Below are 19,702 nucleotides of genomic sequence, written 5' to 3' on the forward strand. Positions count from 1 at the left end.
TTTAAAATCTTGATTCAAATTACTTTTAACTGATGGACATACCATTTTTTTAAAGGAAACCTAATGGCACAAGGCCATAGGCACCTTGAAGCATGGAGAAAGACTAATATAGTCATGTTCGAACTATGGTTTGTTCCGTTGGATGCAACCAGTGAACTCGTTCAGCTAAAGCTGAACATCGAGACTTCGGTGGCATAAGGAACACCCCCTTGAATAAGTGGGTGTTCCGGAATTGATAAAGAAAAGAAGCAAAGAACTTTGTCAGTCCCTTGCTCCTTTGGCAATATACGTTATTTTCCATGCTTTATTGTATTTTAAAATATGTGCATTCACCGAAAATACTATTAAATCTAGGATAACTGCCCAATTCAACAAATTTAACAGCCTCAGCAATATCCTTCGTTCTACGGAATTCACTTGAAGAAAGTAACGCCAATTTTGAGCCAGTGCCAGCTGCATTGCCAATCATTTGAATTTTACTTTCCAGCTCAGGGGGAATCAACCCTATAACACAGGCGCTATGCGGATTCAAGTAGTTTCCAAAGGCCCCGGCCAAGAGGACTTCTTTAATATCTTGGGCTTGAATGCCATAGGTCTCCATTAAAACTCTGACCCCTGCCGCCATTGCTCCCTTGGCCATCTGAAGTTCTCTGATATCTGACTGAGTAATCATAATAGGTCTGCCATGACCGGTTATACCGGCTTCAGCAAGCAAAAATGCGCCTTGGCCTTCAAATTGTATGAGATTTTCCTTAAACCTTTGGGCCGCAGGATTTGTTAATTGGTCGAAGGCTAAGATTTTTCCTCTCTTATTAAGAATACCAAGTTCTACTAATCCCGCGACAGCATCAAGCAAAGCAGAACCACATATTCCTAAGGGTTTGCCTCCCCCTATCACGGAATACTCAAGCTTGTCCCGATAGTAAACATGGTCGATGGCCCCCGCGGCACCCCTCATCCCACTACTGATTTGGGCCCCCTCAAAAGCAGGGCCTGCCGCAGCTGAACAGGCAACTATCTTTTCTCTGGAACCAAGGGCAATTTCACCATTAGTTCCAATATCTATAACAAGCTTAATATCTTCACTCTGATCCAACTCGGTGGTCAACAACACTGCAACTGTGTCGGCCCCTACAAAACCAGCAATATTCGGCAGCATAAATACTTTTCCAGCCTGATTAATGCTTATTTCAAGTTCCGAAGCATCTAATGCCAAAGGTTCACTCAGGGCAGGTACATAAGGGGATACGGCAATACTCTGAGGATTTATGCCTAGAAAAATATGATGCATACAAGTATTCGCCGCGATAGAAATGGCGTAGATGTCATTCCTCAAAACAGACACTTTTTGTGCCGCTTCATCAATTAGTTTATTAATAGCCCCAACCACAGCCCTCTGCAGTTTTGTTAGACCATTTTCTTCATGGCTCGCAAAGGTGAGCCTCGAAATTACATCTGCCCCAAACGCAGTCTGAGGATTAAGGGTAGAAACCACACTTAACTCTTTCCCAGTATAAAGATCGAGCAGATAGCCCACAATGGTAGTTGTACCAATATCGAAGGCCATTCCGAGCATCGATTTCGCAGAATCCTGCGGTTCGATTCCAGCTACTTTACTTTGATACATAACTGCCGTAATCCGATTATTGGCACCTCTAATGACATCTGGCATCTGCCTTAGAATAGAGACTGTTGTCTCTAATTCACTCTCCTTATACCCTTGTCTGACTAGACTTTCTATCAAGCGACGCCAATCAGAACTCTGAGTTTCACGCGAAGGCTTATCGACTTCAATGGGTACTTTGAGGAGCAGTGGTTCAATCTTGGAAGTTCTTTCGCTGGCAGCTATTAAAATATTGTGTTTAAGTTTATTTTGGTTTGGAAGCTCCACTATTAGGTCATTGTGCACAGCAGTTAAGCATGCTAAACGAATACCTTCGTCTAATTCCTTCACTTGAAGTATTTCTTGTTCCCTAGTAACCGGTGTCGTCAATCCCTCAGAGACTTTGACCCGACATTTTCCGCAAGTTCCTTGACCGCCGCAGAGAAAATCAAACTCTAACCCGGCTTCATTCATAACTTCCTTGAGTTTGCTGCCATCCGCCGCTTCTACTAATACATTGCCAGGCTGAAAAACCACTTTATGATATTTCAAGAAAGCTCCCTCCACCCTGTATTATTAATACTCTAACCTTTACACTTTGGACTCCGGATTAATCACTGCTGCCTTGCAATTTTATATAGTCTCCCCTATAACTAGTGATACCTATGCCAATTGGCTTGTTCTCATTGTTATAAAGTTTCTGCTCAACCACTAATAAGGCCAGATCATCATAAATATTGAGATATCGTTTAATCTCTTTATTAGGTATCTGAGCACTAATACTAATTCTTTTCTTTAATGCAAAAATGGGCATACTATTCGAGACCATTTCCTGAAATGTGGCTTGTTCAATTTCCTTTTCTACAATAGGCATACCTTTGCTATATAGTAAATATTTTACATCGTAAGCAACGGGACTTCCTTCTGTATAGAATAACCTCCGAATCATAATAACATGCTTATTTCTGGTAGTTTGCAACTCATCTGCTAACTTTTCATCGGGCATAATAATTGACACTTCTAACAGTCTGGCGTTATCAACACTATTAATAGGGTTATTCATCTCATCATAATGTAAAGTATATTTGTTAACCTCTGGTTTTTGGACGTAACTGCCTTTACCAGGAACAGAATAGATGTATCCCTCACTTGCTAAAATAGCCAGCCCTTTTCTAACCGTCATTCGGCTGACACCATATTCTTTACAAAGTGCGGTTTCGGGAGGAACGGTATCACCAGGTTTTAATTCTGCGCTGTTTACTTTTTTCTTGATGTCTTCAACAATTTTGATATAAACCGGATCAGCCATTACCTTCTACTCCTTGTCCATTACCAACATTCATCCATTCCCTGCATAATTTAGCCCCTACTGAAGCATCTGTTGCAAACCCATCTGCACCAATGAATCTGAAGGCCTCTTGTGTAAGATGATTAGCACCTATAATGATCTTAACTTTATCTCTAAGGTGTGCTTCCATCAAAGAGATTACGACTTCTCTCATTTCATCTACAGTGCTCGTTAACACACCGCTCAGCGCTAAAATATCCGGATTATGTTTTTTTACATTTTTTACAAAGAGCTCTCTCGATACATCTACCCCCAGGTCAATCACATCAAAACCATTTGCTTCTAACATATACCTGAAAATGTCTTTTCCAATATCATGTATATCTCCTTTGACAGTGCCTATAACAATCTTTCCGGTTTTTTTATTGTACTTCGCATGGAAAAAGTCAGTCATTTCTTCTAGTTCCAATACTTGTCTAAAGATAAGCCCTGCCATGATCAAGTCTGCAATATAATAGTCTCTGCAGTCATAGAGTTTCCCTACCCTCTTCATTCCTTCATTCATTAAATCAAGCAGGTATAGAGGGTCAATCCCTTCAATTAAGACTTCCTTAGCCAATTTAAGAGAGTTTTCTTCGTCTAACTGTTCCACACATCTGACTAATGATTCCTTTATTTCGCCTAAGTCTTTCATCTTTTCCCTCCCCTAAACCATATTACGGCTTTGCAAGCTTAATCAATGCCTGTTTTATTGATGTTATATATACAGGTATAACAGGAATATTCAAACTAAATCTTATAATCTAAAATTTGTTTTGTCAAACGTTCGACAAAGATTTCAGAATTTGGTCAATCTTCGTTTACATATTAGGGGAGAATCCCCCCAATATGAGATGGGCGCACTCTTCTTTCTTATTTAAGTCTTAACTAAATACTACTCTATAATTACTCTTACACTTTTCTAGCATCATTTTTTATTTCAGCAAGGCTTTGAGGGGTAATTTTATAAACACATAATACGTGAACTCGTTCCCTAAAGCTGAACATCGAGACTTCGGTGACGTAAGTAGAATAAGGAACACCCACTTGAAGAAGAGGGTGTCTCGGAATTGATAAACCTACATAGAGATTGCAGGATATAGCGTTATTCCGGTCTTTTAAAGAGGCACCTCAAAATAATTTGAGGCGCCCCCTTTTTCCAGTCGATTATGCTTTGAAGATTTCTTAGCCTTGGTAGAAGATTTACTTAGCTGCTTGGTTATTGCTCAATCCCAAACCTTTTCTCTTCGCAATAATGTGAGCTTCGATGTTATTGGCGACTTCTACCGGATCATCTCCGAGAGCGACCTTCCCTCCGGTTAGTCCCTCAACATCTTGGGTCAATAATTTAACGAGTTGAGGCGCGCCCGTCACAAAGGGAGTCGGCGACAAATGAGTATACGCACCGTATGCCACAGCAAATACTCCATCAATCGTCGCTTTTTGCTCCATCCATTCAGGGGCAGTTACTGCAATAGGTAATTGAGGTACATCTACATCTAAATGATCTGCCAGCGCTGTAACAAGCATTGAGATTCTTCCTGTGTCTGTACAGGTTCCGAAACTCAAGACCGGCGGAATTTTTAGGGCACCGCATATTTCTCCTAAACCGCTGCCCGCCAATTTAACAGCATCCATGTTACAAAGCCCGGCCACTTCTAAAGCATGATTTCCGCATCCTGCAGACACCACCAAGATATCCTTCTTGATAAGTTCTTTAGCGAGATTCACCGTGTTCCAATCTTGAGGACCATTTCTGATAGTTGAGCAACTCACTAAGGCGACAACACCCTTAATTTTTCCGGCGGCAATGACATCAACCAGTGGATCAAGTTTACCGCCAAGAGCCTCCAAAACCGCTTCTGTGGAGAATCCCGCAATTGCCTTTTGGATAATTTTAGGGACCTGGGGGGTGATTTTCCCTTTACGCTTTTTGAAATTTTCGATACCTAGCTCAATGAGTTGATCTGCCATGGCGTCCGTTTCAGCAGGATGATACGGAATCTTATGTTGAAGGCCTGGTAGACCAATGATGGTGCTGACTGCTACCAAGGTTATTTGGTATTGTTCTGCATACATATCAATAGCCGGTGGCGAACAGTTCTCATCCATAGCAAGGACATCTACGGTTCCTGTCGCTAAGAGAGGCTCTATGGTCAACCAATTCCCCATTAAGCCCACAAAAACATCATCTACCGGAAATCTCTGAACTAATTCTTGTCCCGTTTCGATAGATCCAACGATTCTAAGCCCTTTGGCCCCAGCCGCTTTAGCCCGTTCTTGAACTTCCGCCATTTTAGCCTTTTGGATAGTTGCAACGCCAGGCCAAGGTTGGTGTCCATTAAACACGATATTAACGTAATCCGGGTCCATGATCCCCAAATCAACATTGACTTCGTGTGGTTTAGGCGTACCAAACAAAATATCCTGAGTCATTTCCAACCCAATTTGGGCATTATAGATTGTAGAAAGCCCTAGGCGCAAGGCTTTGAGCGCGAGGGAAACATAATCTCCATCGACATTAGTCAAGCAACTCGCGACACAATTTTGCTCCTCGTGAAGAGCTCCCGCCGGATAAATATGTAAGTCCTTCCAGACCTTTTTCCGCTTCTTTGGCGCAAAGGCTTCAACCATGAGATTTGGCTCTTCTACACCAATGTTCATTTGGGCATTGAGCAGATCCGCTAATTGTATGGCCATCTGGTTAGTATCCTGATTCGTATTGAGTCCAAGCTTTTCACACATCCATTTAAGTTTATTGACATCCGTGATTTTAAATGGTGTTTTCCCTTCTCCTGTGGCCTTAAGGGTTCTGAATGCTTCATAAGCATGATGGCTGTAGGTGCCTGCTCCCATAATATTTTGAAGCAACAACTTTCTCATTGCCATAGCATCAGGTCCGATTCCACAAACCCCTTTATCCTGACCAGTCTTCTCACTGATTCGGCAAGGTCCCTGAGCACATTGTTGACAAGTTAAGCCTTGGAGACAAAATTTACAGCGAATCTTTTCCTGCTCGGTCCAACGATCGAAGGAATTGGACATACCATCTTCCCTGATTCTTCCTATCATTGCTTCAACTGAATCATGGTAACTTATTCGACCCTCAGTCTTTTCCAATATAGTTTCAGACATTACCTATCCCCCTTTTATAATTACTATTGAAAGTTTGCTCATCTGCCGGGCTAAATATGTACGGCTCTGTGATAGTAAAGTAATTAAAGCCTTCTTCAAAGCAACTGATTCGGTTGCTATTTTGTTACTATTTTTCCCGTTCAATTCGGCGTGTAATAGTTCTTAATACAAATTGGAAAGATAAAATCAATAAATAGATATGGAGGGATAATAAATGAACGAAAGTACGGATATAAAAATGAACCAACCTAATTTAAAAGCAAAGAACATAGTATACTATATCTTGGGTGTTCTGGAGGTGCTATTAGCCTTTCGCCTAGTCTTCAAACTTCTTGGAGCAAATCCTCAAAGTCCTTTTGTTTCATTTATATATTCAGTATCACAAGCATTCTTATCCCCTTTTACTGGTATCTTTCGGTCGGCAGTCACTAAAGGGATTGAGGCTCAGTCCATTTTAGAGCCTACGACCATTATTGCTATGATTGTTTATGCAATTATAGCTTGGGGAATTGTCAAGTTAATTGAGATTAGCAGACCTCATCAAACACCAGAAAGTCGTTAGTGAACTCGTTCAGCTAAAGCTGAACATCGAGACTTCGGTGACGTAAGTCTCCGGTGGAGACTTACGCCGAAGACGCAGATCCACAGACGAATAACTTACGCGGCGTAGGATGGTGTTCTACCTCCTTTGCGCCAAGTGTTCCTATTGGGAAAGGCGCTCGGCGATCCTCTTTCCTACGCCAGTAGGCATTCCTATTGGGACCGCGGCTTCGGCGATACTCTCCACCGGAGACTATCGTCACCGAAGTAGAATAAGGAACACCCACTTGAAGATATTAAGAGCAGCCCGTAACAGTTTTTAATTGTTACGGGCTTCAAACTTAACTCAGCTAAAAGCAGTAAAATTTTCAGAAAGCAAAGAAGATGCCATCGTAATAATTAAACAGCTTGAATACACGTAACTCACGCAGATTTGGAGTATTTTCCTATCTGCATAATCTAAAGGATTTATGCCCTTTGCGTCGAAATATTATAACAGTTAGAATTTTTTGTTTATCCGGGTTATTCCTACAGTGATTAACAACAAATCGAGGAGACTGCTATGCCTAAGAGAAATATTGAAAGTTTTCTTGATCCTCAATACTTAGAAGAAATCCTCGCCAGTTTTTCTAAGGCTACAGGGCTGCACATTGAAGCCGTAAATAGAAAAGGAGAAACCCTTGCTATATTGGGTAATAAAAGCAGAAGCGATTTTTGTCAGTTTATCCGAAGCCATAGTAAAGGAGAAAAGAAATGTTTAGATTCATATAAAGAAGCAACTTTAGAATCAGCCAAATGGAATGAGCCCTATTTCTTCCGTTGCCATGCCGGACTTATTATATGGGCCGTCCCGATTATAGTAGATAGTGTATTCTTAGGAAGTATCATATGCGGACAAGTATTATTGTGGAAACCTGATGAATTTTTTCTTCAACAATTAAAGAAATCCAATTCTAAAAATATGGACTTTGATACTTTGCAACAAAAAGTAAAAGAACTCCCCATATCCTCTCCTGAGCAGTCCCAAGCTGCGGCAGACATGCTTTTTGTGGTGGTAAATCACTTGGTGAAAAGAAACATTCATACTATGGAGGAGGAAAATGCTTATCATTTAGAACGCCTTCAAATAAAAGCTGATCTGGAAAACAGAAAGAAGAAAAACGCTGCGGAATTTACAGACTATGGAACCTATTTAAAGAATGAAAGGCGTTTCCTAAGTTATATACGGCTTGGTGATAAAACCAGGGCCGAAAGTACTTTGAAGAATTTATTAACTGACCTCTTAACTAAGACCGCCGGGGATAAAGCTACTATTAAAATACGGGTGCTTGAATTGGCCTCCCTGTCATCGAGGGCCGCCGTCGAAGGAGGAGCTGATGCTGAACAGGTTATGGTTAAACTTCAGGATTTTAATAATGAGATTAACAGCATTGAACGCATAGAAGAATTCTTCTTCAAAGTCCATAAGGTCATAGGGGAATTCCTGGATGGAATTTTTAAACTCGCAGACAAGAAGCACCTCAGCTTAGTTAATAACGCCCGAAATTTCATTATGGAAAATTACCATAAACCACTGACACTTAAAGCAACTGCCGATCATCTCTTTATTAGCCCATCCCATCTATCTCGTTTATTCCGCTTAGAATTAGATTGCACTTTTAATGATTACCTAACTAGAGTCCGTGTTGAAAAAGCAGTAGAACTGATGAAGAAACCAGAGTTCAGTGTTGAACAAGTTTCTAAAGCAATAGGCTTTAAAAGCCAAAGTTATTTCGCTGAAGTATTTCGGAAATATATTGGCGTCACCCCACTGATCTATAAAAATAGCTTATTTTAGGAGCGATTCAATTGATATTTGATGATATTATCTATTCAATTGCTGAAGGGGAATCTGAGGATACGATAGAATTCTGCAAACAAGCTTTAGCACAAGGATATTCTGCCAATTCTATTCTTGAAAAGGGACTAATTACTGGTATTAACATCATCGCTGAAAAATACCGCACGGAAAAAGTTAATGTTCCGGAGGTTTTAATGGCCACCAATTCAATGCATGCGGGCCTATCCGTTATTGAACCAATCTTGACTGCCCCTGCCAAAAAAGGGCTTGGCAAGATAGTCTTGGGTACCGTCGCAGGAGATTTACATGATATTGGCCTCGGCATTGTCAAAACCATGGCTATGACAACCGGCGCCAAAATTATAGATCTTGGGGTTAATGTTACTCCTAAGAAATTTGCCAGTGCTGTTCGCAAGGAAAAGCCTAATATTCTAATGATTTCGGCCTTATTAACCACAACCATGTCTGTTATGAAAGATGTGATTGATGAACTGGACGCTCAGGGACTACGCAACGGGATAAAAATTATAGTAGGTGGAGCACCCATAACTGATGCCTTTGCCAAGGAAATTGGAGCAGATTATACATTTGAAGATGCATTTGAATTCCGCAAGTTTTTAAAGGAAAATCTAAGCAAACTGTTAACCTCCAAAAAAGGCAACTCATAAAAGAATGCAAACCCCTGAATGAACCATAATTAACTAAAAGAACTACTCTTGTTTTGCAGGAGTAGTTCTTTGCATATAAGCTTTTTTTCGACAAATTAATTTCGCTTCATCTCGCCCACTCCTCAAGCTTCTCCCCTAATATGATTGATTCGTTCTTTCCGGGTAAGAATCCTTAAAGTCGCGATCTGGCTCGATCTTTATTTCCATTTTGTGTTCCTGCTAAGATTTCCAATGTAACAACTTGGCCCCCATCGACATAGATGGATTCCGGGACCTTTATTCCTTTGACAATTGAGGTGAGGAGACCTGTATCCCCCTCAATCTCTCCGACTTCCCACCCAAAAAAGTCAGCAATCTCCTGAACTTTTTTTCTGTATCGCTCAAGATCCTTTATCCCGGGAGTCTTAATGAAGATTGCTTTTTGATAACTGCCATACAAAGTTTTAATCAATTTACGCGCTTTCTTTTCACCATATTTCTCTTCATATTCGCAGTATTCCGCTAAGGGAGTTCGCCCATAGTCCAACCATCCCTGGCTAAAATAATAAGTGAGAGAATTCTCCTTGAATAATTCCATATGCCTGGCAGTTGATCCTAACATTAGGCCAATACAATCGTGTGTCGCCGGAAATAAAAGCGGTATACGCGGTGACAGCAACCCAAGCATTGAATTAGAGCAACGTCCATAAGTAAGTATGATCAAATCATAGTCCTGGCTCTGATTAATTATTTCCTGCAGTTTAGCATGTAACCTATCCGGTCGGGCGTGGTAACTGTAATCTAGAAATTCACAATCCATTCCCTGGTTAAGTCCTTGCGCATGGATTTCATTCATAGTTGACTGGCAACCAATCAGCTTAATTCTCAACTGCTATCATCCTCCACAACAAGCTTGCTTAATCCATAGAATCTTAACCGCATAAGAACACCCAGGCCTCCACAATCCAGGTGTTCTTTGATTTGTATCAGGACTTTCCGACTTAAAGCTTCTCCTGACCAAGTGCTTTGTAAATGCTAAAGCACATGGCTATCATAATCAACATGAAGGGGAAGGCCGCGACAATAGAAACTGTCTGCAAGACTGATAACGCTGCAGTGCCGCCGCCGACTAAGATCAGAATGATGGTGAAAGATCCCTGTATGATACCCCAGAAGCTGCGTAATCCCTTGCCTGGGTCCATGTCACCGTTGGAAGTTAACATAGCAAGTACGTAAGTTGCGGAATTCGCAGCTCCAACAAAACAGGCAACAATGAGTAGAATTGCCAGAGGAGCAGTGATTGAATATAAAGGTAACTGTTGCAACATGGCGAACAAAGCGGTAGTATAGTCTGTTTTAACAGCGGCTTGAATGGCTCCATTAGAGAGCTTATCCAGGTTGAAAGCAGCACCGCCGTAAATCGACAGCCAGATCATGGAGAATCCGGAAGGCAATAAGGTCACTGCCAACACAAATTCGCGGATGGTACGACCCTTGGAGACACGGGCGACGAATTGTCCGACGAAGGGTGCCCAGGCAATCCACCATGCCCAGTAGAACACAGTCCAGCCGTTTATCCAGTCTATATTGCCCATCCACAGGGTCTGTCCGACAAAGTTTTGCAAGTAGGCTCCAAGAGTATCTGTAAAGTTGTTCAGGATAATAACCGTCCCCCCGAACAAGAAGATAAATACCATAAAACCAATCGAAAGCCATATCTTAATGTCGGCAGCAATCTGCATAGCCTTGTGCAGGCCGGAGATTGTGGCCAGAGTGAAGAGCAGCGTCATTAATGCGATGACTATTGAAACGGTCGTGGGCGTTGCCTGAATTCCCCAAATATATTGCAACCCTGTGGCTATCTGGTTAGAGCCGAGACCTAAGCTAGTGGCTACACCAAAAACGGTGGCAAACACTGCCAAGATATCAATTGCTTTGCCGATAGGCCCGTAAATCCGCTCCCCAATCAAAGGATAGAAAGCTGAACTGACTAAGAAGGGTAGATCCTTGCGGAATTGGAAGTATGCCAGAGCCAGACCCCCGATGGCGAAAATCACCCAAGGATGAATTCCCCAGTGGAAAAACATGATGCGCATGGCTGTACGCATAGCCTCAGGGGTACCCGCTGTATCCATCGGCGGGGATAGGTAATGCATCATTGGCTCGGCAACTGACCAGAACACAAGCCCGATACCCATACCTCCTCCGAACAACATAGAAAACCACTGGAAGTTACTGAACTCAGGCTTGTCGTCGTCTTTTCCCAGTTTGATTTTACCAAAACGACTAAAGGCTATTCCGAAAATAAAAATCGTAAAAAAAGCGACCGCCAACAGATATAGCCATCCGAAATCAGTCGTTAAAAATGCGAAGGAAGCACTAGCGACTTTACCCATTTGTTCAGGAAGGAACATGCCGAATATTACGAATAATACGATGATAACTGAAGAAATATACATAACAGAACGGTTTGTTGAGCTTCTACTCGTCATGAATAGCACTACTCCTCTCGTAAACTTTACGTTTAATGGATTAGTTTTGTATCCTAGTCCTGGTGCGTGGAGTCGCCAGTCTATAGATCTCTAGTCACCATTTATAACCGAAAGCAATCCTAGGGACTTTAAAGAATTGTGTTTATTAAGGTCCCTAGGATTTAACTGCGTTAGGCATTCTGCTAAGTTCACTTTGCCAGCATACGGTCTGCAAGCGCGACCGCTTCGTCGGCAGATTCAGCCCATCCGTCGGCTCCGATCTCATCTGCATAAGCTTGGCTGGTAGGACCTCCTCCAATGAAGACTTTGAACTGATCCTTAAGATTATGCTCTATCAAATAATCAATAATCTGCTTTTGCGCGCTCATCGTTGTTGTCAAGAGGGCACTCGCGCCAATTATGTCCGCTCCAACTTCTTGAGCCTTTAAAACAAAATCTTCGGCTTTAATATCAGTACCAATATCAAAAACCTTATAGCCTGCTGCCGTGAACATCGCTCCTGTTATATTCTTACCGATGTCGTGGATATCCCCTTCTACTGTTCCCAAGACAATCTTGCCTTTACTTTCCCCTTCACTCATACCTAATTTAGCTATTTCCGGTTCAAGCAGACCCAACCCGACTTTCATTGCCTCAGCAGACATCATTACGTCCGGCAGAAAGACTTCCCCTGCTTTCCATAACTCCCCTACAACTTCAATTCCTTTGATTAGGCCTTCTTGCACAGCGTCAACCGGATTAATTGATTCATCAATGACCTTCTGGGAAAGTTCCCCCACTATATCTTCATCCCCATCGATAATGGCTTGCTTTAATTCTAAAAATAGTTCCTTCATTTGATTTACTCCTCCCATTTCTCAATTATTTAGTCTAAGATCGTTGAGCGATGAACTCTAACAATTTTTTATCGATGTTCTCGTCAAGTTGGGGTGGTACGTAATTAGCCAAAACCTCTTGCCATTGTTTATGGGCCCTTTGGTTTGTGTCCAGTTTTTCCTTGGACCAAGCATCAAAGGCGGCGCGATCACTTAATTGTGGTGTGCGGAACTCCTTTTTATGGTTTCTTCGGGTATGTTTCTGCGTGAGGAAGTGTCCGCCCGGTCCGACTTTAGCAATCGCATCGTAAGCTAAACCGTCCTCATCAAAGTTGAACCCTTTCAAATAGTGCAAAAGCATTCCTGCCATTTCATCGTCCATCATAAATTTTTCATAGGAAATAGCCATGAAATATTGTAAAATCCCCGCAGTATGAAGAACAAAGTTGATACCCGTTACGCTAGCCGCCATCAACGTCATCATTGATTCATATCCAGCTTGGGCATCCACAATCTTGGAGTCATTTAAAGCCCCACCCGACCGACTGGGAACACCGTAGAAGCGGGCAATTTGAGCACTGGCTGAAATAAACAACGCAGTTTCCGGACTGCCGATTGAGAGGCTGCCGGTACGCATATCACTGAGAGCTGAGGTCGAGCCATATACAACCGGTGTTCCAGGATTAATACTTTGGGCTAAAGCTATCCCTGCCAAGACTTCAGCATTTTGCAGCGCTAAAGTTCCGACCAAGGCTGCCGGTCCAGTAGAACCAGCCATAACCAGAGAAGCAATAACAACAGCCTGTCCTGCTTCGGCATAGGCCATCAAGGCTCCCAGCATTCTCTCGTCATATTTTAAGGGAGTCAGGGAGTTAATTAGAGAAATGAGCACTGGCTTCTCTTTAATGACATCTTTGCCTCCAAAAAGTAACCCAGCCATTTCGATAGAGTCCTGTGCACGTTCCCGTCCCTCGGCACTGCCCATAAAACACTTATCCGAGTTTTTGATGGAGCTGTAAATCATTTTCAGATGTCTAATTTCATCCGGAATATCTTGGGGCTCAGCCACCGTCCCGCCTGTCATATGCAAGTTTTTGCTTGCTCCGGCTAGCTTAACAATATTCTCGTAATCCTGCATCGTGCTTTTACGACGGGTCCCATCAGCTAATTGGATAAAGGGAGCCCCGTAACCAGGCATATAGATTATATTTTCACCGCCACAGACCAAGTCGTGCTCTGGATTGCGAGCATGCAGAGTAAATTCAGCAGGTGCCAGCTTAATTTTCCCTTCAATAAATTCTCTCGTGAAATGGACCCGGTTTCCTTCTACCTTTAGTCCTTGGGCCCTAAAGACCTTCAAAGCCGGTTCATATTCAAACTCCATACCGATTTCTTCAAGAATCTTAATTGATTCATTATGAATTATTAGCACCTGCTCTTCAGTCAACACATTATACTTTGGCAACATAGTTAAACACCCCTTTATAGTTTGAAATAGTATCTTTCATAAAAAACCTTAAGACTTTCTAGAAAATCTTCAATAGTGGATGCTCCTGGGTTCCTAACTTGACACCCGTAAGTTTGTTATTATAGGCCATCATTGCATCAGTGGTTGCCATTGCCCTATATACCCAAGGCGCGTTAACCATAGGACCGTAGAGAATAAAACTGGCACCTTGAGTTACCGGATAGGTAAAGACGGCAGCCCCAGCCACTTCGAAAAAAGGAGTTCCTTTCGATCGCATCTTCTTCCACAAATACACAGCGTTTGAAGGAGCACACCCTCCCGGATAACCAAATTCCTGATTGACTACATGGATGGCCTCACTTGTCCAACTGGCGCTAGGTACATCCAAGACACCCGGGTCAACCAGAAACTGCTCGATTCCCGCTCTTTTAGCAGCGTCAATCAGGCCTTCTTTCTCCCCATCTCCCGTCAAGAGTTTGATTCTGGCTTTGGGCTTTAATGCTTTATTACTAAAGGCTAAAATGACAGCCGTTTTAATTCCACTTTCTTTAATAGCAGCTAACTCTTCCTCGGAATAATGCTCGTCGATGGAATTATAAATTAGTCTTTTGCGTATTTCAGGATCATATCCCAGTTCTTTCAAAGCACCCATTCGTACTGCAGGACTGATGCTGTCCAACAAAAAAGGAGCCTTAGAATTCTTCATCACAAATTCTACATAACGAGTTAAAGCCTCTACCGATTCACCTAAAACATCAAGAATAAAAGGATTACCTGTTTCAGCACTCAGCTCGGCTTCTTGATCCAGAAGCGCTTTCGCAGCATCTTCATCGAAAATTCCCTTCATTCCATCTTTGACAATTTTGTGACCCCTATAAAAGATGCTGCCAATTAGCACAGTTGGGTATTGTCCCGGTTGCCCGCCTACCTTTACTCCGTTGATATCGTAGACATGTTGTTGTGATGTATAATTTAACATTATAACTTCCCCCATATTTATATTGTTTTGGACACCTTCATCATCGCGAATGCGGCTTTTTCTTGGCATCGGGAACTATTATTTTTTCAAGTGCGGTTCCGCAATCCTGAGAAATTCACCCCCTAATATGCTAATGACATCTTCCATTTGTTAATTGATATTGCCTGCATTCATCATAACACCATAGTTCTTTCATATTAACACTACAGTTATGCTCGTTTTGCTACATTTGAGGCCGAAAATGAAAATTCCGATTATTCGTTTTTTTTGGATATTATTTTTATATTTTAAATCAAATAAAGTTACACAAGCTCATATTATAAAGTTAAAAACCAAAAACTCCACACTGATTAGCATGGAGTCTTAAACTTGGTCCAAATACTTCTTCTTTAATTTTCATTTTTGAACGCCTTTATAATCGAGGCAACCATAGCAAAAATAACAAACATGAAAGGAAATGCAGAAACGATGGAGGCCGTCTGCAATGCACCAAGGCCCCCGGCTGCCATTAAAGCAATTGCGGCCGCACCTACAACAAAACCCCAGAAGATCTTCAGTCCAGCTTTGGGGTTTAATTCCCCACCTGATGTGAACATAGCCAGGACATAGGTTGCAGAGTCCGCTGATGTAATAAAGAAGATCGCTATAATTAAGGTCGTTAGGCATGTCAGAACACCCGCCAGGGGGTAATACTGGAACATGGCAAAAATGGCTGTACTCATATCTTTTGCTACTTGTGTTGCAATACCTCCATGTTCAAAAACATCAATATAAAGCGCGCTGTTCCCCATGACTCCCATCCAGATAAAACTCATCAAAGCAGGGGCAATGACCACACCTAAAATAAATTCTCTAACCGTCCGTCCCCTTGAAATTCGGGCAATAAATGCACCAACGAACGGACCCCAGGCAACCCACCATGCCCAGTAGAAAATCGTCCAGCCCTTTACCCAACCCGGATTAGTGTTATATGCATCAGCCCAAAGACTCATTTGTATAATGTTTTGAACGTAAGAACCGATAGTTTCGACAAAGCCATTAAGAATGAATCGAGTCGGTCCAACGATTAGCATGAAAGTTAAAATAACAAAAAGCAACAGCATATTGACTTTGCTTAGAAATTTAATTCCTCGTTCAATTCCAGTTACTGCAGATGTTATAAATAATGCTGTAATTACTGCGATGATAACGACAGTTGTCGTGTTACCCGTGGGTAGGCCATAGGCATAATTTAACCCAGTGCCGATCTGCATGGCACCTAAGCCTAAAGATGTAGCCATCCCAAATATTGTTGCAAATACGGCCAAGATATCAACTAACTTGCCAATCCATCCCTTAATTCCCTGTTCTCCAAGCAATGGATAAAGGGTGGAGCTCACTAAAGCTGGTAAGCCTTTGCGGAACTGGAAGTAGGCCATCGACAAGCCTATAACAGCAAAAACGCTCCAAGGATGCAGTCCCCAATGAAAAAAAGTATAACGCATTGCAATCTGAGCTGATTCAATAGTAGAAGGTTGACCAAAAGGAGGAGACGCATAGTGCGTCATCGGTTCAGCTACACCCCAGAAGATAAGTCCAATTCCCATACCAGCTGCAAAGAGCATGGAAAACCAGCTCAAAGTACTGTATTCAGGCTTCTCACAATCTTTGCCCAAGATAATATTCCCATATTTACTTAGGGCAATAAATAGAGCAAATAACAGAAAGAAAGTCACGCCAATTAAGTAACTCCAGCCACAATTCTCCGTAATGAATTGCTGTACTGCGTTGAATGTGTCACCAGCCTCTTTAGGCTGACATAGGGTCCAGAGAACAAACAGAACCATAATGGCCGCCGAAAATGAGAAGATGGCAGGATCAATTTTGCCAATAAAACTCTTTTTATTACTCATTCTTCCTCCTCCCAAAACGGGAAATATAACCCCCCTTACTTCTCATCTTAACATCTTTTTTTTATTCTAGGTTGCCACAACAATGCTCGTTTTGCTACATTTATGCCATTTTTGAAAATTCTAACTACTTTAATTAATAGTTATTTAATAGTGTCATTTCAACCTTAATAATTAAACTAATATAACCCATTATTTAAAATGGTTAAAAAAACCATTAAGTTCCAATTACCATTAACGAAATTCACTGGAAATTATTAATGGGTTAAGTCTATAATCATAAAAGGAACTTATTTCTAAGCTGTATCTATTAGTTAATTGGGCGCCGATCATGGCACCTAACTCTGGAAAGTGAGTATCGACATAGTAAGGTGAGGAGAGGATCTTATGGACCATCCACCAAAGAGCCTATTTCAACTGATCGAAGAAGATAAGCTGGTTCGAATCATCGAAACTTTCACTAAGGCCACAGACATCACTATTGATATTAATGATGCTCTTGGTTTTCCTGTAGTAAAGCATGATTACTTTTATGGCTTTTGCCGCAGTATCCGCTCCAAAGATGCCGGTCTAAAGCGATGCATTAATTCCAATGCTACTCTGGGTTTCAATACCGTAGAGCAGGGCAATTCATGTATGGGCAAATGCCATGCTGGTGTCATGCTAATGTCGGTGCCAATCATCGTGGATGATCAGTTTTATGGCTCCATTACATGCGGTCAGATGCACCTCGAAAAACCACAAGCTCCAGAGATTGAGGATATGCTTCACGTTACTGCGGACTTGGGCCTGGACCCTGAATCCTTGACCCAAACTTTTCAGGAAATCCAAGTTATAAGCATGGAAAAATGCCAAGCTGCAGGTGGACTTATACAATTTGTGGTAAGTTATATAGTCGAACTAATCTATCGAGCTAAGATGCAAGAAGGGTTAAGTAAAGAGAAATTAAAGGCAGCCGAAGATGCCCGAATTATTGTAGAGCTTGAACACACATTGCATAAGGCAGAATTGAAAAACCTGCAGGCCCAAATCAAACCTCACTTCTTATTCAACACTCTAAATACTATCATCAGTTTGGTAACTCTCGGTGAAAACACCAAAGGATTAAATACTCTTTTCGCCCTGTCCAATTTACTAAGACATAATATAGATCAACCTGAAGAACTGGTTTCCTTGCTGGAAGAACTTCATTATGTCGAAAGCTATCTTCTTATTCAAAAAAACAGGTTTGGAGAGCGGCTAGAAGTAACCATAGATATTCCAATTGACCTCCAAGATATCCAAATCCCTTTCTTAAGTTTGCAGCCGCTGGTGGAGAATGCCTGCATCCACGGATTGGAACCTAAAGAGGGTATTGGTCACCTCTGGATTGTGGGTAAAAAGGTGAGGGGCCATGTGGAAATCTCTGTGATAGATGATGGAGTGGGCATGCCTGAACATTATGCTCCTATCGACTTAAACCAAGATCATCAGTGTGTCCCAGGGATTGGTCTGCGCAATGTTCATAGGCGCTTGCAACTTCAATTTGGCAAAGAATTCGGTGTCAGGCTGTTTCCTAAACAAGCGCTTACTACCGTAATTCTCTTAATTCCAAATCATAAAGTGTAAACTCCGAAATAGGTTTCTTCTCATCCTCACAACACATTGCCATCGATTACGATTATGGGTGTTCTTGACTCGAACATCCTCGTTCGAATCAGGCGGTTCCTCTAACCTCAAACGTCTTTTTATGTCCTGACCAACTTAAAGAGAGCATAAAAAGGACAGGCTGCCGCCTGTCCTTTACTGTCTGAAGAAAGTATGTTTAGGTTAAAAACTTGCAGGTACTTCAGTTACTTCCCCTAACGGTGTGTACTCCTGATTGAGAGCCTCTGCAACGGCTTTATAGGTGAGTTTACCATGGATAACGTTGACACCGCGGGCCAGTGCCAGATCGGTTCTGATTGCTTCAGCATAGCCCAATCCAGCTAGCTTCAGCGCGTATGGCAAAGTGGCATTGGTCAAGGCGAAGGTAGAAGTTCGAGCTACTGCTCCAGGCATGTTTGCTACACTATAGTGTATGACACCAAACTTTTCATAGGTTGGCTCTGCATGAGTGGTCACATGATCGATTGTTTCTACGCTGCCACCTTGGTCAATTGCCACGTCTACAATCACCGAACCTGGTTTCATAGCTTTAACCATTTCCTCAGTAACAAGCTTAGGAGCTTTTGCACCTGGGATCAGAACTGCTCCAACCAGTAAATCGGCCTTCTCGGCAGCCTGCATAATATTATAATTGTTAGACATTAATGTTTTGATTCGTGAGCCAAAGATATCATCCAGATAGCGAAGACGAGCAGTACTTACATCCAGAATAGTAACCTCTGCTCCCATACCGATTGCCATTTTTGCCGCATTAATACCAACAATACCACCACCGACGATGGTAACTTTCGCAGGAGAAACTCCGGGAACCCCTCCTAAGAGAATCCCCTTTCCGCCATGTTGCTTTTCCAAGAACTGAGCACCAATCTGAACCGACATACGTCCGGCGACTTCACTCATGGGTATGAGCAAAGGCAGACTGCCGTCAGCAGGCTGAACAGTTTCGTAAGCAATACCTACAACATTTTTCTTGAGTAACGCTGCGGTCAATGTAGGCTCGGGAGCCAGGTGAAGGTAGGTAAATAAAAGTTGACCGTCTTTAAACAGATTATATTCTGATGGCAGAGGCTCTTTAACTTTCATAATCATCTCTGCGCTCGTATAAACATCCTCCGGAGCAGCCAAAATTTCTGCTCCTGCGGCAATGTATTCCTGATTACTGATTCCACTGCCTACACCAGCGTTATTTTCAATAACGACTTGGTGACCGGCTTTACAAAATGCCACTACGCCTGCGGGGGTAAGCGCAACTCGGTTTTCGTTATTCTTAATTTCTTTCGGTACACCGATAATCATCCAAATTACTCTCCTCTCAGTTGG

The 19,702-nt window shown here is 42.1% G+C and carries 16 protein-coding genes; 4 read left to right on the forward strand and 12 right to left on the reverse strand.

Annotated features, from left to right (window positions below; genetic code table 11):
* Positions 1 to 304: 304 nt before the first annotated feature.
* The 4 genes from BUB11_RS14825 to cooS all read right to left on the reverse strand — a co-directional run bounded on the left by BUB11_RS14825 (position 305) and on the right by cooS (position 6,065).
* A complete protein-coding gene (locus tag BUB11_RS14825) occupies positions 305 to 2,155 on the reverse strand; it encodes an ASKHA domain-containing protein (protein WP_073030539.1) in 1,851 nt (616 codons plus the stop codon).
* A 58-nt stretch (positions 2,156 to 2,213) separates the two neighbouring features.
* A complete protein-coding gene (locus tag BUB11_RS14830) occupies positions 2,214 to 2,912 on the reverse strand; it encodes a GntR family transcriptional regulator (RefSeq protein WP_073030540.1) in 699 nt (232 codons plus the stop codon).
* Positions 2,905 to 3,585 (reverse strand): cobalamin B12-binding domain-containing protein, encoded by a 681-nt coding sequence (locus tag BUB11_RS14835; protein WP_073030541.1) that lies wholly within the window; start codon positions 3,583 to 3,585, stop codon positions 2,905 to 2,907. Before BUB11_RS14835 ends, BUB11_RS14830 begins: the two co-directional genes overlap by 8 nt.
* A 548-nt stretch (positions 3,586 to 4,133) precedes the next feature.
* Positions 4,134 to 6,065, reverse strand: a complete 1,932-nt coding sequence (cooS, locus tag BUB11_RS14840; RefSeq protein WP_073030542.1) for an anaerobic carbon-monoxide dehydrogenase catalytic subunit — start codon at positions 6,063 to 6,065, stop codon at positions 4,134 to 4,136.
* A gap of 214 nt (positions 6,066 to 6,279) precedes the next feature.
* Between cooS and BUB11_RS14845 the strand changes: the two genes are divergently transcribed.
* Entirely contained in the window at positions 6,280 to 6,627 is a 348-nt protein-coding gene (locus tag BUB11_RS14845; protein ID WP_073030543.1) for a YggT family protein, read from the forward strand.
* A gap of 61 nt (positions 6,628 to 6,688) precedes the next feature.
* Here BUB11_RS14845 and BUB11_RS28030 read toward each other — a convergent pair whose 3' ends face one another.
* Positions 6,689 to 6,892: a hypothetical protein gene (locus tag BUB11_RS28030; protein ID WP_207650041.1), complete on the reverse strand. Its 204-nt coding sequence runs from the start codon at positions 6,890 to 6,892 to the stop codon at positions 6,689 to 6,691.
* Positions 6,893 to 7,167: 275 nt separating this feature from the next.
* On the opposite strand from BUB11_RS28030, the gene BUB11_RS14850 reads away from it, so the two are divergent.
* Both BUB11_RS14850 and BUB11_RS14855 read left to right on the forward strand, forming a co-directional pair.
* Entirely contained in the window at positions 7,168 to 8,442 is a 1,275-nt protein-coding gene (locus tag BUB11_RS14850; RefSeq protein ID WP_073030544.1) for a PocR ligand-binding domain-containing protein, read from the forward strand.
* A gap of 11 nt (positions 8,443 to 8,453) precedes the next feature.
* Positions 8,454 to 9,113, forward strand: coding sequence for a cobalamin B12-binding domain-containing protein (locus tag BUB11_RS14855; RefSeq protein WP_073030545.1), 660 nt, complete (start codon positions 8,454 to 8,456; stop codon positions 9,111 to 9,113).
* Positions 9,114 to 9,285: 172 nt separating this feature from the next.
* Here BUB11_RS14855 and BUB11_RS14860 read toward each other — a convergent pair whose 3' ends face one another.
* The 6 genes from BUB11_RS14860 to BUB11_RS14885 all read right to left on the reverse strand — a co-directional run bounded on the left by BUB11_RS14860 (position 9,286) and on the right by BUB11_RS14885 (position 16,738).
* Positions 9,286 to 9,981 carry a DUF1638 domain-containing protein gene (locus BUB11_RS14860; RefSeq protein WP_073030546.1) on the reverse strand — a complete coding sequence of 232 codons (696 nt, stop codon included), beginning with the start codon at positions 9,979 to 9,981 and terminating at the stop codon, positions 9,286 to 9,288.
* Between the two features lie 112 nt (positions 9,982 to 10,093).
* Complete coding sequence (locus BUB11_RS14865) at positions 10,094 to 11,584, reverse strand: glycine betaine uptake BCCT transporter (RefSeq protein ID WP_073030547.1); 1,491 nt, start codon at positions 11,582 to 11,584, stop codon at positions 10,094 to 10,096.
* Positions 11,585 to 11,772: 188 nt separating this feature from the next.
* The gene (gene mtgC, locus BUB11_RS14870) at positions 11,773 to 12,420 is read right to left on the reverse strand and encodes a glycine betaine-specific corrinoid protein MtgC (protein WP_073030548.1); all 648 of its coding nucleotides are present in this window, start codon (positions 12,418 to 12,420) and stop codon (positions 11,773 to 11,775) included.
* 34 nt (positions 12,421 to 12,454) lie between these two features.
* Entirely contained in the window at positions 12,455 to 13,867 is a 1,413-nt protein-coding gene (gene mtgB, locus BUB11_RS14875; RefSeq protein WP_073030549.1) for a glycine betaine--corrinoid protein methyltransferase, read from the reverse strand.
* Between the two features lie 58 nt (positions 13,868 to 13,925).
* Entirely contained in the window at positions 13,926 to 14,846 is a 921-nt protein-coding gene (gene mtgA / locus BUB11_RS14880) for a [methyl-Co(III) glycine betaine-specific corrinoid protein]--tetrahydrofolate methyltransferase MtgA (protein WP_073030550.1), read from the reverse strand.
* Between the two features lie 389 nt (positions 14,847 to 15,235).
* On the reverse strand, positions 15,236 to 16,738 hold the full coding sequence (locus tag BUB11_RS14885) for a glycine betaine uptake BCCT transporter (protein ID WP_073030551.1): 1,503 nt from the start codon (positions 16,736 to 16,738) through the stop codon (positions 15,236 to 15,238).
* A gap of 384 nt (positions 16,739 to 17,122) precedes the next feature.
* Between BUB11_RS14885 and BUB11_RS14890 the strand changes: the two genes are divergently transcribed.
* On the forward strand, positions 17,123 to 18,343 hold the full coding sequence (locus tag BUB11_RS14890; RefSeq protein ID WP_073030552.1) for a sensor histidine kinase: 1,221 nt from the start codon (positions 17,123 to 17,125) through the stop codon (positions 18,341 to 18,343).
* Positions 18,344 to 18,544: 201 nt separating this feature from the next.
* Here the strand turns inward: BUB11_RS14890 and ald are convergent, their stop codons facing one another.
* Positions 18,545 to 19,678 carry an alanine dehydrogenase gene (ald, locus tag BUB11_RS14895; RefSeq protein WP_073030553.1) on the reverse strand — a complete coding sequence of 378 codons (1,134 nt, stop codon included), beginning with the start codon at positions 19,676 to 19,678 and terminating at the stop codon, positions 18,545 to 18,547.
* Between the last annotated feature and the right edge of the window lie 24 nt (positions 19,679 to 19,702).

The organism is Desulfosporosinus lacus DSM 15449, from assembly GCF_900129935.1.
GTDB lineage: Bacteria > Bacillota > Desulfitobacteriia > Desulfitobacteriales > Desulfitobacteriaceae > Desulfosporosinus > Desulfosporosinus lacus.